This window comes from Streptomyces sp. SCSIO 75703 (genome assembly GCF_036607905.1).
Classification (GTDB): Bacteria; Actinomycetota; Actinomycetes; order Streptomycetales; family Streptomycetaceae; genus Streptomyces.
Genome location: NZ_CP144555.1, coordinates 5,083,937 through 5,098,765 on the forward strand (window position 1 = coordinate 5,083,937; position 14,829 = coordinate 5,098,765).

Genomic DNA, 14,829 nt, shown 5'->3' on the forward strand with positions numbered 1-14,829 from the left:
GCCGGCGGGCCCCGCGGAGCGAGGTGAGCGAGGTGAGCGGCCGGGCCGCGGGCGGCCCCGCCCCGGGGTCACTTGCGGTAGAGCGCCTCGATCTCGTCGGCGTAGTCCTTCGCCACCACGCCCCGCTTCAGCTTCAGCGACGGCGTCAGATGGCCCGACTCCTCCGTGAACTGGGCGTCCAGCACCCGGAACTTGCGCACCGACTCCGCCTTGGAGACCGCCGCGTTCCCGTCGTCCACCGCCGCCTGCACGGCGGCCAGCAGCTCGGGGTCCTCGCGCAGCGAGGCGGCCGTCGAACCGGCCGGCTTGCCGTGGTCGGCGCACCAGCGGCCGAGGAACTCCTCGTCGATGGTGACCAGCGCGCCCACGAACGGCCGTCCGTCGCCCACCACCATGCACTCCGCGACCAGCGCGTGCGCCCGGATGCGGTCCTCGATCACCGCCGGGGCGACGTTCTTACCGCCCGCCGTGACGATGATCTCCTTCTTGCGGCCGGTGATCCGCAGGTAGCCGTCCTCGTCGAGGGTGCCGATGTCGCCGGTGTGGAACCAGCCGTCGGCCAGCGCCTCGGCGGTCGCGGCCGGATTGCCCCAGTACTCCTTGAACAGGTGCTCGCCGTGCAACAGCACCTCGCCGTCGTCGGCGATGCGCACCACCGAGCCGGGCAGCGGCTGGCCCACCGTGCCGATCTTCTGCCGGTCCCAGGGGTTGAAGGCGGTGGCCGCGCAGGACTCGGTCAGCCCGTAGCCCTCCAGCACGGTGAAGCCGATGCCGCGGAAGAAGTGCCCGAGCCGCTCGCCCAGCGGGGCGCCGCCGGAGATGGCGTACTCGCCGCGCCCGCCGAGGACCGCGCGCAGCTTGCCGTACACCAGCCGGTCGAAGAGCCGGTGGCGCATCCGCAGGCCGAACGAGGGGCCCGCCGGGCTGTCCAGCGCCTTGCTGTACGCGATGGCCGTGTCGGCGGCCTTGTCGAAGATCTTGCCCTTGCCGTCGGCCTGCGCCTTGGCCCGCGCCCCGTTGTAGACCTTCTCGAAGACCCGCGGCACGCCGAGGATCAGCGTCGGGCGGAACGCGGCCAGCTCGTCGGTGAGGTTCCTGATGTCGGGGACGCAGCCCAGTTTGATCGGCGCCATCATCGGCGCGATCTGCACCAGCCGCCCGAAGACGTGCGCCAGCGGCAGGAAGAGCAGCACGCTGCACTCGCCGGTGCGAAAGAGCGGGCGCAGCCGCTCGACGACGTTGCCGCACTCGGCGAAGAAGCTGCGGTGGGTCAGCACACAGCCCTTGGGCCGGCCGGTGGTGCCCGAGGTGTAGACGATCGTCGCCGGGTCGTCGGCCTTCGCCAGCGAGCCGCGCTCCTCGACCGTGCGGTCCGTCACGTCCCGGCCGAGCCGGCCCAGCTCCTCCACGCCCCCGGCGTCGATCTGCCAGAGGTGCTCGAGCGCGGGCAGCTCCTCGCGCACCGACTCCACGGCGGCGGCGTGCGCCGGCGACTCCACCACGCAGGCGGTCGCGCCGGAGTCGCCGAGGATCCACCGCACCTGCTCGGGGGAGCTGGTCTCGTAGACCGGCACGGTGACCCCGCCCGCGCTCCAGATGGCGAAGTCCAGCAGCGTCCACTCGTAGCGGGTCCGGGACATCAGGCCGACCCGGTCGCCCGGCTGCACGCCCGCGGCGATCAGGCCCTTGGCGGCGGCGTGCACCTCGGCGAGGAACTCCCGCGCGCTCACGTCCTGCCAGGCGTCGCCCGCCTTGCGGGCGATGACGGCGACCTCCGGATGCTGCGCGGCGTTTCTGCGGACGATGTCGGTCAGGTTTCCGTCCGCGGGGACCTCGTACAAGGCCGGAAGGCTGAACTCGCGCAAGACTGCTGCTCCTCTTAGGGCGCCGGCGCCATGACGGTGTGTGATGCGTCGGTGCGGTCCATGGCTCGGGCTGGTGCTCGGGGCTTCGCATGCCGAAAGCCCGAGCACGACGGGACTGCCCGGACGTTACCCGTCGGTATGGGCTCTCCGACAGGGGGTCCCCGCGAGATGTTCGCTGCGTCACACGTAGGGGGTTTCCTTTGCGCAGAGTAGTCGACGCGGCGACCGGCCAGCCAGTAACGGCAGGTCCGCCCGCCACTGTTCACGCCACCCGCACCCGCTTACGCTTGATCGGCATGGCATTCACACCGCCCGGCGGCGCGACGACGCGCGTCCACGTGGTCAGCGACGTCCACGGCAACGCCCGCGACCTGGCCCGGGCAGGCGAGGGGGCCGACGCCCTGGTCTGTCTGGGCGACCTGATCCTCTTCCTCGACTACGCCGACCACTCGCGCGGCATCTTCCCCGACCTGTTCGGGGTCGCCAACGCCGACCGGATCGTCGCGCTGCGCACCGCCCGGCGCTTCGAGGAGGCCCGCGAGTTCGGGGCCCGGCTCTGGGCCGGCGTCGGCGAGGACCGGTCGGTGCTCATCGAACGGGCGGTGCGCAAGCAGTACACCGAACTGTTCGCCGCCTTCCCCACCCCGACGTACGCCACCTACGGCAACGTCGACATGCCCGCCCTGTGGCCCGAGTACGCCGGGGCCGGCACCACCGTGCTGGACGGACAGCGGGTGGAGATCGGCGGGCGCGTCTTCGGTTTCGTGGGCGGCGGACTGCGCACCCCGATGCGCACCCCGTTCGAGATCGGCGACGAGGAGTACGCGGCGAAGATCGAGGCCGTCGGCGAGGTCGACGTCCTGTGCACCCACATCCCGCCGGAGGTGCCGGAACTGGTCTACGACACCGTCGCCCGGCGCTTCGAGCGGGGCAGCCGGGCCCTGCTGGAGGCGATCCGGCGGACCCGGCCCCGCTACGCCCTCTTCGGCCACGTCCACCAGCCGCTGGCCCGGCGGATGCGGATCGGGGCCACCGAGTGCGTGAACGTCGGCCACTTCGCCACCACCGGCCGGCCCTGGGTCCTCGAATGGTGACGCGGCGCCGCCCGCGCGGTCCGGCAGGTGGCGGCGGCCGACGTCCGGCTGCGCGGTAGCCTGCACGCGGCACACCGTGCCGAGACGATCCCAGTACCGGCCCGCATCCGGAGGAGCCACGGCGATGGCGGAACACACCAGTTCGAGCATCACGATCGAGGCGGCGCCCGCCGACGTCATGGAGGTGATCGCCGACTTCGCCCGCTACCCCGACTGGACCGGAGAGGTGAAGGAGGCCGAGGTCCTCGCCACCGGTGCCGACGGCCGCGCCGAGCAGGTCCGCCTCGTCATGGACGCCGGCGCCATCAAGGACGACCAGACCCTCGGCTACACCTGGACCGGCCCCTACGAGGTCTCCTGGACCCTGGTCAAGTCCCAGATGCTCCGTTCCCTGGACGGCTCCTACCAGCTCAAGCCGTCCGGCAAGGGCACCGAGGTGACCTACCGGCTCACCGTCGACGTCAAGATCCCGATGCTCGGCATGATCAAGCGCAAGGCCGAGAAGGTCATCATCGACCGGGCCCTGGCCGGCCTGAAGAAGCGCGTGGAGTCGGTGCACCCGTAACGCCGCCCCCGGTGTGCGGGCACCGGGGTCCCGCGGCGCGGGTAGCGTTCGCTCTCATGCGCACCCTCCTGATCACGGGCCCCGGCGGCAGTGGCCGTACCACCGTCGCGGCCGCCACCGCGCTCGCCGCCGCCCGTGCGGGCCACCGCACCCTCCTGATCGGCTCGGACCGCGACGACACCCTCGGCGCCGCGCTCGGCGTCGCCACCGGGGGGACGCCGGCCCCCGCCGCACCGGGCCTGACCGTCTGGCGTCCCGACGCCGCCCGCGGCTTCCGTGACGACCTCGCCGCCCTCCAGGAACGCGCCGCCTCCGCACTCGACCTGCTCGGCGCCGCCCGCCTCGACCCCGAGGAGCTGACCCCGCTCCCCGGCGCCGGGGCCCTCGCCCTGCTGCGGGCCCTGCGGGACGCCGCCCTCGCCGAGGCGCACGACGTGCTCGTCGTCGACCTGCCGCCCGTGCCCGAGGCCCTCGCCCTGCTCGCCCTGCCCGAGGAACTCCGCCGCTACCTGCGCCGGCTGCTCCCGCCCGAGCGGCAGGCCGCCCGCGCCCTGCGCCCCGTCCTGGGCCGCCTGGCCGGTGTCCCGCTGCCCGCCGAGGGCCTCTACGAGACCACCGCCCGCTGGGACCGCGAACTGGCCGCCACCGAGGCCGTCCTCGCCGATCCCGGCACCGTCGTCCGGCTGGTCGCCGAACCCGGCCCGGCCGGTGCCGACGCCGTCCGCGCCGCCGGTCTCGGCCTCGCCCTGCGCGGACTGCGCACCGACCTGCTCGTCGCCAACCGGGTGCTGCCCGAGGACGTGCCCGCCGACGGCTGGCTCGCCGGCCCCCTCGCCCAGCAGCGCAAGACCCTCGACGCCTGGCACGAGACGCACGCCGTGCACCCCGTCCCCCACCTGGGCCGGGACCCGCGCGGCGCCGACGACCTGACCGCCCTCGCCGCCCCGCACACCGGGCCGGACGGGCCGCCCGTCGCCTGGCCGGTCACCGACCGGCTCGCCGCCGACGGCGTCCTCGTCTGGCACATCCCGCTGCCCGGCGCGGTCCGCGAGGAACTCGACCTGGTGCGGCGCGGCGACGAACTCGTCGTCACGGCGGGCCCGTTCCGCCGGATCGTGCCGCTGCCCTCCGCGCTGCGCCGCTGCACCGTCGAGGGCGCCGCGCTGCGGGAGGGCACCCTCGCCGTCCGGTTCGCGCCGGACCCGCGGCTGTGGCCCGGCGGCCGGTGAACCTCCCGGGCCCGGTCGGGTAACGTCGGAGGCACGAAACCCAGTCAGGAGTCCGTCATGAGCGAAGAGCCGCCCACGCCCGAGGACGCTCGCGCCGACGCGGCCGACGCGGCCGACGAGGTGCGGGTGACCGACGCCGACGCCTGGTCCACGGCGTGCGCCGAGGACCTGGAGGAGGAGAAGGCCCGCCGCCGCTCCGCCTACGGACCGCCCCCCGGCTCGGCCGCCGAGGAACTGCGCCGGCTGGTCGACGCGGTCGCCGACAAGCTCACCGGCCTCCCCGTCCCGCTGCTCGGCGCGGTCGCCGGACCCGCCGCCCAGGAGGCGGTGCGGCAGGCCGTCCGGCAGGCCAAGGCCGCCGTCGAGCCCGTCATCGAGCGCAACCCCGACGTCTTCGACCACCTCGCCGCGGCCGGCGGGGAACTCCTGGCCGCCTACCGTTCCGCGGTCCGGGGCCAGGAGCACCGCTGGACCACCGGGGCCACCGGGAACGGGGCCGAGGACGACCCCCGCGACACCGCCGCCCCCCGCGGGGACGGCGAGGGCGGCGCGGACGACGACGGCGAGGGCGGCGGCACCGGCCGGCGCGTCGACCTGGACTGAGATCCCCCCGGTTCCGCCGCGAACGGCCGTGCGGTGCGGGCCCCAGCGGCCCGTCCGGGAAGCGAATCCGACGGCATCGCCTCGGGTACGGTTGGCCGTAGCGGGGCTCGACCGAAACTGAGGGATTCATGGGACTCACCATCGGCGTCGACATCGGCGGCACGAAGATCGCGGCCGGCGTGGTCGACGAGGACGGAAACATCCTCTCGACCTTCAAGGTGCCGACCCCCACCACGCCCGAGGCCATCGTGGACGCCATCGCCGCCTCCGTGGACGGGGCGCGGGCCGGACACGAGATCGTCGGCGTGGGCATCGGCGCCGCCGGGTACGTCAACCGGCAGCGCTCCACCGTCTACTTCGCGCCGAACATCGACTGGCGCCAGGAGCCGCTCAAGGAGAAGGTCGAGGCCCGCGTGGGGCTCCCCGTCGTGGTGGAGAACGACGCGAACGCGGCGGCCTGGGGCGAGTACAAGTTCGGCGCGGGCAAGGGGCACCGCAACGTCATCTGCATCACGCTCGGCACCGGCCTGGGCGGCGGCATCATCATCGGCAACAAGCTGCGCCGCGGCCACTTCGGCGTGGCCGCCGAGTTCGGCCACATCCGCATGGTGCCCGACGGGCTGCTGTGCGGCTGCGGCTCCCAGGGCTGCTGGGAGCAGTACGCCTCCGGCCGCGCCCTCGTCCGCTACGCCAGGCAGCGCGCCAACGCCACCCCGGAGCGGGCCGACGTGCTCCTCGGCCTCGGCGACGGCACCCCCGGGGGCATCGAGGGCAAGCACATCTCCGTCGCCGCCCGGCAGGGCTGCCCGGTGGCCGTCGACTCCTACCGGGAACTCGCCCGCTGGGCCGGGGCCGGCCTCGCCGACCTGGCCTCGCTCTTCGACCCGTCCGCGTTCATCGTCGGCGGCGGCCTCTCCGACGAGGGCGACCTGGTCCTCGACCCGATCCGCACCTCGTACAAGCGGTGGCTGGTCGGCGGGAACTGGCGCCCGGTGGCCGACGTGATCGCCGCCCGGCTCGGGAACAAGGCGGGCCTCGTGGGCGCCGCCGACCTCGCCCGGGAGCCCGACCCGATCATGTGACGCCCGGTCGTGCGCGCGGGCCCGCCGAGCCCCACCCGGGGACGGCGGGCCCGCGTCGTATCTTGACCGGCATGGCGACCACCGACACCCCGCTGCCCGCCTCCCGCACCGAGCCCGACGGCTCCGCCGTCGTCCGGGTCCTCTCGTACAACGTCCGTTCGATGCGCGACGACACCGACGCCCTCGCCCGGGTCGTCGCCGCCTGCGAGGCCGACCTCGTCCTGCTCCAGGAGGCGCCCCGCTTCTTCCGCTGGCGCAAGAAGCTCGCCCGGCTCGCCGCCGCCTGCGATCTGGTCGTCCTCTCCGGGGGCGCCCCGGCCGCCGGACCGGCGCTGCTGTGCTCGCTGAGGGCCACCGTGGAGCGCACCGGGGACGTGCTGCTGCCGCTCACCCCGGGGCTGCACCGGCGCGGCCTCGCCACCGCCGTGGTCGGCATCGGCGGCGCCCGCCTCGGCGTGCTGAGCTGCCACCTCTCGCTGCGGGCCGAAGAGCGCCTCGCCCAGGCCGGGATGGTCCTCGACCACCTGGCCCGGCTGGGCGTGGAGCATGCGGTGGCCGGCGGCGACCTCAACGAACGCCCCGGGGGGCCCACCCACCGGCGGCTCGCCGAGGGGCTGCGGGACTGCCGGACCGCGGCGCCGTGGGGCGGGGAGTACACCTCCACCGCGGCCGACCCGCACCAGCGCATCGACGCCCTCTTCACCACGGCCGGGGTCGAGGTGCTGGGCTGTGGGGTGCCGCGGAGCCTGCCCGGGGTGGACCGGGGCGATCTGGTGGCCGCCACCGACCACCTGCCGGTGCTGGCCGCCCTCCGCGTCCCGGCCTCCTGAGCACCGGCCGGGGCCCACGGCGGCGGGTCAGACCACCGCGCCGCGGCCCGGGTCGTCGTCCCCCTCGTCGTCGGGGCGCATCCGCGCCACCAGCGTGGCGAAGCCGCCGAGGAAGCCGCCGATGGTGAGCAACGTCAGCCACCACGTCATCTCCCAGTCGAGGACCACCGCGAGCAGCAGCAGGACCGGGCCGCCGATCACGCCCAGCCAGGCGAACTTCGTGGTGGTGTCGCCCTCCGACAGCGGCGGCGGCTCGGGCGGTACGAAGTGGCCCTCGTCCTCCTCGTCGAAGTCGTCCTCGGAGGGCTCGGCCAGCGAGTGGTCGCGGGGACCCACCCCCGGCGCGAAGGCCACCGAACCGCCGAGCGGGCGGGCCGGGGCGGGCTTCTCGTCGTTGGTGTCGGCCTCCAGCAGCGCCAGGTCCTCCACCGACTTGAACGGCTTCGCGCCCGGCGGGTCCGGCGGCTCCTGCCCGTAACCGGCGACGATGGCCGCCCAGGCGGCGTCCTCGTCGAAGGACGGCCCGGCGGCGCCCGGCGCGGCGTCCGCCGGCCCCTCCGCCTCCCCGGGGCGCGCACGCTCCCCCTCGGGAGGGGCGGGGCGCGGCCGGTCCGCCTCCGGAGCGGGCTGGGTGCCCCGCTCCTCCCGCTCCTCGCGTTCCTCGCGTTCGTCGCGGTCGGAGTCGTGCTCAGCCACCTGCGGCCGTCCCTTCCTTGCCGAGACCGGGCTCCGTCTCCCCGACGGAACCGGGCGCGAGCCGGCCGATGAACGCGACGCTCTCCGCGAAGATCCGGTCCGCGTCATGGTCCAACGTCGCCACGTGAAAGCTCTGTTCCAGCAGGATCTCCGTCACGTCCGTCGAGGAGACCCGGCCCAGCACCCGCGCCGAGTCGGCCGGCGGCACCACGTGGTCGCGCGGACTGCGCAGGAGCAGCAGCGGCTGGGTGACCTGGGGCAGTTCGCCGTCGACGAGACGGAAGAAGGCGCGCAGCGAGTGCGCGGCGTGCAGCGGCACCCGGTCGTAGCCCAGTTCCCCGGCGCCGGGCCGGGCGATGTCGCTGGCGATGCCCCGGGTGGTGCGCACGAGGTGGCGCAGGACCGGCAGGGCGTGCGGGGCCAGGCCGTGCATCCGGTTGGCCGGGTTGACGACGATCACGCCGGAGACCGCGTCGCCGTGCCGGGCGGCGAGCCGCAGCGCGAGGGCGCCGCCCATCGACAGCCCGGCCACGAAGACCCTCTCGCACCGCTCGCGCAGGACGTGCAGCGCGCGGTCGACCTCCGCGTACCAGTCCTGCCAGCCGGTGAGCTGGAGGTCCTGCCAGCGGGTGCCGTGTCCGGGCAGCAGCGGCAGCGAGACGGACAGGCCGCGCGCGGCGAGGTGGCCGGCCCAGGGACGCAGGGACTGCGGGGAGCCGGTGAAGCCGTGGCACAGGAGGACGCCGGCCTCCCCGCCGTCGTGGCGGAACGGCTCGGCTCCGGGCAGAACCGGCACGTGTGGTCTCCCTCGTGACGAGCGGGCACCGCGGGGCACACCGGGTGCGGGTACTTCACCGTACGCGACCGCACTGACACCGACCAGGGCCGTCGGGGCCATCGACCGTGGCCCGGGATAATCTCTCACCCTCAGACACAGGAGGCACTCGCTTGTTGTACGGCGCGATGAAGGTCACCATCGGGGGCTCGCTGAAGCTCGCCTTCCGGCCGTGGGTGGAGGGGCTGGAGCACGTCCCGGCCGAGGGGCCCGCCATCCTGGCCAGCAACCACCTGTCGTTCTCCGACTCGTTCTTCCTCCCGGCCGTCCTGCACCGCAAGATCACCTTCATCGCCAAGGCCGAGTACTTCACGACCCCGGGCGTCAAGGGCCGGCTGACCGCCGCCTTCTTCAAGGGCGTCGGCCAGCTCCCGGTGGACCGTTCCGGGGGGCGCGGCGCCGGGGAGGCCGCCATCCGGAGCGGCATCGAGGTGCTGGAGCGCGGCGAGCTGTTCGGCATCTACCCGGAGGGCACCCGTTCCCCGGACGGCCGGCTCTACCGGGGCAAGCCCGGCGGCCTGGCCCGCGTCGCCCTCGCCACCGGCGCCCCGGTGCTGCCGGTCGCCATGATCGACACGGAGAAGATCCAGCCGCCGGGCCAGGTCGTGCCCCGGCTGATGCGTCCCGGCATCCGCATCGGGGCGCCGCTGGACTTCAGCCGCTACCAGGGCATGGAGCACGACCGCTTCGTGCTGCGGGCGCTGACCGACGAGGTCATGTACGAAATCATGAAGCTCTCCGGCCAGGAGTACGTCGACGTCTACGCGACCGCGATGAAGCGGCAGCTCGCGGAGGCGGCGAAGGCCGGGAAGGAAGCGGCGAAGGCCGGGAAGACCGAGAAGACCCAGAAGACCGGGAAGGCCGGGAAGGGTCCGGCGCGGGCGGAGAGGGACGCGGGCGGCGGCGAGGGCCGCTCCGAGCCGTAGGCCGGCGCGGGCCGCCGAGGGGCGGCGACGGGAACGGGGGAGACGGGACATGGCCGGACGCGAACGAGTCATGAGGATGTCGGTCGAGCAGCCGCTGTGGCGCGCGCTGACCGCCTACCGGATCCTCGCCGTCCTCTACGCGACCGGCCTCTTCGCCACCGCGTACGAGGGCTTCACCCGGCCCTGGCTCGCCGTCGGCTACTTCGCCGTGCTGGGCGTGTGGACCCTCGCCACCCTCCCGAGGGTCGCGGGCGCGGCGCGCTGCACCAAGCGGTTCCTCGCCGCCGACCTCACCCTCGCCCTCACCGGCATCCTGCTCACCCCCGTCGCCGACGACCCGGCGCGGGTCCTGGGCGGCGGGCCCACCCTGCCGTCGATATGGACCGCCGGTTCCGTCCTCGCCTTCGCCCTCAAGGGCGGCTGGCGCTGGGCGGCGCTCGCCTCCTCGCTGGTCGCGGTGGCCAACCTCGTCGAGCGCGGCACCCCCGCCCGCGACACCGTCCACAACGTCATCCTCGTCTGGGTCGCCTCCATCGCCATCGGCTACGTCGTCGAGGTCGCCCGCGCCTCCGAGCGCACGCTGGCCCGCGCCCTGGAGATCGAGGCCGCGACCCGGGAGCGGGAACGGCTCGCCCGGGACATCCACGACAGCGTGCTCCAGGTGCTGGCCATGGTGCAGCGGCGCGGCGCCGTCATCGGCGGGGAGGCGGCCGAGCTGGGCCGGATGGCCGGGGAACAGGAGGTCGCGCTGCGCACCCTGGTCTCCGGCGGCATGGTCCCCGTCTCCCGGGTCTCCGAGGACACCGCCGAGGGCGCCGTCGTCCGGATGGTGGAGGAGCCGGACGACGCGGGGGCCGGCCCCGACACCCCCCTCGACCTGCGCTCCCTGCTGGCACCGCGGGCCGGGGCGCGGGTGAGCCTCGCCGAACCGGGGGCGCCGGTCCTGCTGCCCCCCGGCACCGCCCGGGAACTGGCCGCCGCGGCCGGCGCCGCCCTGGACAACGTCCGCCGGCACGCCGGCGAGGGGGCGCGGGCCTGGATCCTGATCGAGGACGAGCCCGACGAGGTGATCGTCACCGTCCGCGACGACGGGCCCGGCATCCCGGAGGGCCGGCTCGCGGAGGCGGAGGGGGAGGGGCGGCTCGGGGTGGCCCAGTCCATCCGGGGCCGGCTGCGCGACCTCGGCGGCACCGCCGAGCTGATCTCGGTCCCCGGCCAGGGCACCGAGGTCGAACTGAGGGCACCGAAGACCACGCCGGCACCGGGGCACCCGGGCGCCGGCCGCACGGGGAGAGGCGGCACGCGATGAGCGAACGACAGGGACCGATCACGGTGATGGTGGTCGACGACCACCCGATGTGGCGCGACGCGGTCGCCCGGGACCTGGCCGAGTCCGGCTTCGAGGTGGTCGCCACCGCGGGCGACGGCGAACAGGCGGTGCGCCGGGCCCGCGCCACCGCGCCGGACGTCCTCGTCCTCGACCTCAACCTGCCCGGCAAGCCGGGCGTCCAGGTCTGCAAGGAGGTCGTCGGCGCCGACCCCGCCGTCCGCGTCCTGGTGCTGTCGGCGAGCGGGGAGCACGCCGACGTGCTGGAGGCCGTCAAGTCCGGGGCCACCGGGTACCTGCTCAAGTCGGCGTCCACCGGGGAACTCCAGGACGCCGTGCGCCGCACCGCCGACGGCGACCCGGTCTTCACTCCGGGCCTGGCCGGCCTCGTCCTCGGCGAGTACCGGCGCCTGGCCTCCGAACCGGCGCCCGCCCCCGACACCGGGGCGCCGGGCGCCCCCCGGCTCACCGACCGCGAGACCGAGGTCCTGCGGCTGGTCGCCAAGGGGCTGAGCTACAAGCAGATCGCCGAGCGCCTCGTCATCTCCCACCGCACCGTGCAGAACCACGTCCAGAACACCCTGGGCAAGCTCCAGCTGCACAACCGGGTGGAACTGGTGCGCTACGCGATAGAGCGCGGCCTCGACGACGACTGACGACGCCGCGCCCCGCCGTCCCCCGCGCGGGCGCGGCCCGGCGGCCGTATATTCGGGCCCGGTGCCCCGGGTCGCCGGACCCGGCGGAACGGAGACGGCCCTCACACGGGAGCGGGTATGGAGATCCTGGTCTTCGGCGTCCAGGCCGACGAACAACCCCTCATCGAACGGGCCTTCGCCGGCCACCTCGACGTCCGCTGCCTGGACGTCTTCCTCAACGAGGACACCGCCCCCATCGCCCACGGCCACGAGACCATCTCCACGAGCGTCAACGCCGACCTGGGCACGCCCGTCCTGGAGGTCCTCGCGGCCGGCGGCACCCGGATGGTCGCCCAGCGCTCCACCGGCTTCAACAACATCGACCTGGAGGCGGCCGAGCGGCTCGGCCTCACCATCGCCCGGGTCACCACCTACTCCCCGTACGCGGTCGCCGAGTTCGCCTGGGCCCTCGCCATGGCCGTCAACCGGCGGATCGTGCGGGCCTCCACCCGCACCCGCGACTTCGACTTCCGGCTGCACGGGCTCCTCGGCCGCGATCTGCACGGCCGCACCGCGGGCGTCCTCGGCACCGGCCGGATCGGGACGGCGTTCGCCCGCATCGCGCACGGCTTCGGCATGGAGCTGCTCGGCTGGGACGTCGCCGAGAACCCGCAGTGCCTCGCCCTCGGCATGCGCTACGTCCCCCGGGAGGAACTGCTCGCCTCCGCCGACCTGGTCAGCCTGCACGTCCCCCTGCTGCCCGAGACCCGGCACCTGATCGACGCCGACGCGCTCACGTCGATGCGCGACGACGCGATCCTGGTCAACACCAGCCGCGGCGGCCTGATCGACACCGCCGCCCTCGTCGGGGAGCTGCGCGCGGGCCGCTTCACCGGCGTCGGCCTGGACGTGTACGAGGCGGAGGCGGGCTTGTTCTTCTTCGACCGGTCCCTGGAGGCCGTCGAGGACGACACCCTGGCCCGCCTCGTCACCTTCCCGAACGTCGTGGTCACCTCGCACCAGGCGTACTACACCCGCGAGGCCGTCGGGCAGATCGTCGACACCACCGTGCGCAACGTCCTCGACTACCGCGCGGGACGCCGCTCGGAGAACGTGCTCGTGCCGCGGAGCTGACCGGCCAGCTCCCGCACGATCGCCGGGCCGTTCAGCGTGAGCACCGACTCCGGGTGGAACTGCACCCCGGCGAAACCGGGCCCGCGCAGGGCGTGCACCTCGCCGGACGGCGAGCGGCTCACCTCCACGCCGTGCGCGCCCAGCTCCCGCAGGGCCTCGTCGTCGCAGCGGGCCGTGAAGCTGTTGTAGAAGCCGACGGTCTCCCGCCGCCCGAAGAGGTCGATCGCCGTCTGCGCCCCCTGGAAGGGCACCGCCTTGCGCACCAGATCCAGGCCCAGTTCGGCGGCGATCATCTCGTGCCCGAGACAGACGCCGAGCACGCCGTGCCGGTGCCCGCGGATCAGGCCGGCGGCCAGCGAGCGCAGCCGCCGCATCTTGGGGTCGGCGGTGTCGCCCGGGTCGCCGGGGCCCGGTCCCAGCACCACGGGGCCCTCGTGCCCCAGGACGCGTTCGGCGAGTCCCGGCGCGTCGTGGGGCACCACGTCGACCGCGTACCCGCAGGCGCGCAGCAGGTGGCCGAGCATCGCGGTGAAGGTGTCCTCCCCGTCGACCATCAGGGCGTGCCCCGCCGAGGTGCCCGCCGGCTCCTGCATCCGCAGCCAGAACGGGGCCAGCGCGGCCCGGCGACCGTCCAGCGCCGCCCGGACGCGGGGGTCGTCGGCCAGCCGGGGCCGCTCCGCCTCCGCCCGGGGCCGGCCCGGCCGCACCCCCAGCGCGGCCAGCACCCCGGCCGCCTTGGCGTGGGTCTCGGCGACCTCGCCGGCCGGGTCGGAGCCGCGGACCAGCGTGGCGCCCACCGGCACCCGCAGCCGTCCGCCGGCGTCGATGTCGGCGGTGCGGATGAGGATGGGGGAGTCCAGGGTCTGCGCGTCGGCGCCGGTGCCGTCCCGGCGGCCGAGCAGGGCCAGCGCGCCCGCGTAGTAGCCGCGTCCGCCCCTCTCGTGCCGCTCGATGACCCGGCAGGCGTTCCGCACGGGCGAGCCGGTGACGGTCGCCGCGAACATGGTCTCCCGCAGCACCTCCCGCACGTCCAGCGAGGACCGGCCGCGCAACTCGTACTCGGTGTGCGCGAGGTGTGCCATCTCCTTCAGCCGCGGGCCGACCACCACCCCGCCCCGGTCGCCCACGGTGCACATCATCTTCAGCTCCTCGTCGACGACCATCGACAGCTCCTCGATCTCCTTGCCGTCGGCGAGGAAGCGCAGCAGGTGCTCCGGGGTGGGGCCCGCCTCGGGGTAGCGGTAGGTGCCGCTGATGGGGTTCATCACCACCGTCCCGCCGGACATCCGCACGTGGACCTCGGGGCTCGCGCCGACCAGGGTGCGCCCGCCCGCCGCCGCCCCGGTGTGCACCACGAACGTCCAGTACGCGCCCCGCTCGCCCTCCAGCAGCCGCCGGAACAGGGCCAGCGCGTCGGCCCGCCCGAAGCCGGGGATCCGCCCCCCGTAGGTCCGCCGGATCACGAAGTTGGCGCCCTCGCCCCGCCCGATCTCCTCCGTCAGCACCCGGCCCACGGTCCGCGCGTACTCCTCGTCGTCCACGTCGAAGCCGCCGTCCACCACCCGGACCTCGTGTGCGGGGAGCCGGTCCAGGGCCTCGCCGAGCGGGATCTCGTACCGCTCCTCGGGGGTGAGCACCAGCAGCGGGGTGCCGTCGTCGCGGACGTCGAAGCCGCGCTCGCGGATCTGGCGGAAGGGCACCAGCGCCAGCCCCTCGTCGGGCAGGTCGCCCAGCCGTTCGCGGGCGGTGACCGGGCCGACCAGCAGTTCGACGGTGTCGTGGTCGCGGCCGGGCGTGCGCCGCCGGAGCAGGGCGAAGGGGCGGGGGTCGCCGGTCAGGGCGCGCAGGTCGGGCAGGGCGGGCAGCGTCATGGATCCGGTCCTTCTCGGTCTCGTCCGGCTCGGGGAGCCGGGGGAGGGGGAGAGGGACGGCCGCTCGCGCACCGGTGCGCGGAACACCGAAGGCCGCCCCTCGGGGCGGCCTTCGCGGCGTCTCGGGTACGCGCGGT

General features: G+C 74.8%; 14 protein-coding genes. 10 read left to right on the plus strand and 4 right to left on the minus strand.

The window, feature by feature from the left end; translation table 11 throughout:
• Window positions 1–68 precede the first annotated feature (68 nt).
• Window positions 69–1,865: an AMP-dependent synthetase/ligase gene (locus tag VM636_RS22325; protein ID WP_053912590.1), complete on the minus strand. Its 1,797-nt coding sequence runs from the start codon at window positions 1,863–1,865 to the stop codon at window positions 69–71.
• Between the two features lie 338 nt (window positions 1,866–2,203).
• Between VM636_RS22325 and VM636_RS22330 the strand changes: the two genes are divergently transcribed.
• The 6 genes from VM636_RS22330 to VM636_RS22355 all read left to right on the plus strand — a co-directional run bounded on the left by VM636_RS22330 (window position 2,204) and on the right by VM636_RS22355 (window position 7,268).
• A complete protein-coding gene (locus VM636_RS22330) occupies window positions 2,204–2,959 on the plus strand; it encodes a metallophosphoesterase (RefSeq protein ID WP_030417810.1) in 756 nt (251 codons plus the stop codon).
• A gap of 124 nt (window positions 2,960–3,083) precedes the next feature.
• The gene (locus tag VM636_RS22335; RefSeq protein ID WP_030417811.1) at window positions 3,084–3,524 is read left to right on the plus strand and encodes an SRPBCC family protein; all 441 of its coding nucleotides are present in this window, start codon (window positions 3,084–3,086) and stop codon (window positions 3,522–3,524) included.
• 56 nt (window positions 3,525–3,580) lie between these two features.
• Window positions 3,581–4,753, plus strand: coding sequence for an ArsA-related P-loop ATPase (locus tag VM636_RS22340; RefSeq protein WP_030417812.1), 1,173 nt, complete (start codon window positions 3,581–3,583; stop codon window positions 4,751–4,753).
• Window positions 4,754–4,810: 57 nt separating this feature from the next.
• Window positions 4,811–5,356, plus strand: a complete 546-nt coding sequence (locus VM636_RS22345; RefSeq protein WP_053912591.1) for a DUF5304 domain-containing protein — start codon at window positions 4,811–4,813, stop codon at window positions 5,354–5,356.
• Window positions 5,357–5,484: 128 nt separating this feature from the next.
• Complete coding sequence (locus VM636_RS22350; protein ID WP_030417814.1) at window positions 5,485–6,438, plus strand: ROK family glucokinase; 954 nt, start codon at window positions 5,485–5,487, stop codon at window positions 6,436–6,438.
• 71 nt (window positions 6,439–6,509) lie between these two features.
• The gene (locus VM636_RS22355) at window positions 6,510–7,268 is read left to right on the plus strand and encodes an endonuclease/exonuclease/phosphatase family protein (RefSeq protein WP_030417815.1); all 759 of its coding nucleotides are present in this window, start codon (window positions 6,510–6,512) and stop codon (window positions 7,266–7,268) included.
• Between the two features lie 27 nt (window positions 7,269–7,295).
• Here VM636_RS22355 and VM636_RS22360 read toward each other — a convergent pair whose 3' ends face one another.
• Both VM636_RS22360 and VM636_RS22365 read right to left on the minus strand, forming a co-directional pair.
• Entirely contained in the window at window positions 7,296–7,964 is a 669-nt protein-coding gene (locus VM636_RS22360; protein WP_053912592.1) for a hypothetical protein, read from the minus strand.
• Window positions 7,957–8,760 (minus strand): alpha/beta fold hydrolase, encoded by an 804-nt coding sequence (locus VM636_RS22365; protein ID WP_030417817.1) that lies wholly within the window; start codon window positions 8,758–8,760, stop codon window positions 7,957–7,959. The genes VM636_RS22360 and VM636_RS22365 overlap by 8 nt, the downstream gene beginning before the upstream one ends.
• Window positions 8,761–8,927: 167 nt before the next feature.
• Between VM636_RS22365 and VM636_RS22370 the strand changes: the two genes are divergently transcribed.
• The 4 genes from VM636_RS22370 to VM636_RS22385 all read left to right on the plus strand — a co-directional run bounded on the left by VM636_RS22370 (window position 8,928) and on the right by VM636_RS22385 (window position 12,821).
• The gene (locus tag VM636_RS22370; protein ID WP_037857123.1) at window positions 8,928–9,725 is read left to right on the plus strand and encodes a lysophospholipid acyltransferase family protein; all 798 of its coding nucleotides are present in this window, start codon (window positions 8,928–8,930) and stop codon (window positions 9,723–9,725) included.
• Window positions 9,726–9,774: 49 nt separating this feature from the next.
• Window positions 9,775–11,034 (plus strand): DUF5931 domain-containing protein, encoded by a 1,260-nt coding sequence (locus tag VM636_RS22375; RefSeq protein ID WP_051821133.1) that lies wholly within the window; start codon window positions 9,775–9,777, stop codon window positions 11,032–11,034.
• Window positions 11,031–11,708 carry a response regulator transcription factor gene (locus VM636_RS22380; RefSeq protein ID WP_030417820.1) on the plus strand — a complete coding sequence of 226 codons (678 nt, stop codon included), beginning with the start codon at window positions 11,031–11,033 and terminating at the stop codon, window positions 11,706–11,708. Before VM636_RS22375 ends, VM636_RS22380 begins: the two co-directional genes overlap by 4 nt.
• A gap of 117 nt (window positions 11,709–11,825) precedes the next feature.
• Entirely contained in the window at window positions 11,826–12,821 is a 996-nt protein-coding gene (locus VM636_RS22385) for a 2-hydroxyacid dehydrogenase (RefSeq protein WP_030417821.1), read from the plus strand.
• Here VM636_RS22385 and VM636_RS22390 read toward each other — a convergent pair.
• On the minus strand, window positions 12,773–14,692 hold the full coding sequence (locus tag VM636_RS22390; protein WP_030417822.1) for an anthranilate synthase family protein: 1,920 nt from the start codon (window positions 14,690–14,692) through the stop codon (window positions 12,773–12,775). The two genes, VM636_RS22385 and VM636_RS22390, sit on opposite strands and share 49 nt — an antisense overlap.
• Window positions 14,693–14,829: the final 137 nt, after the last annotated feature.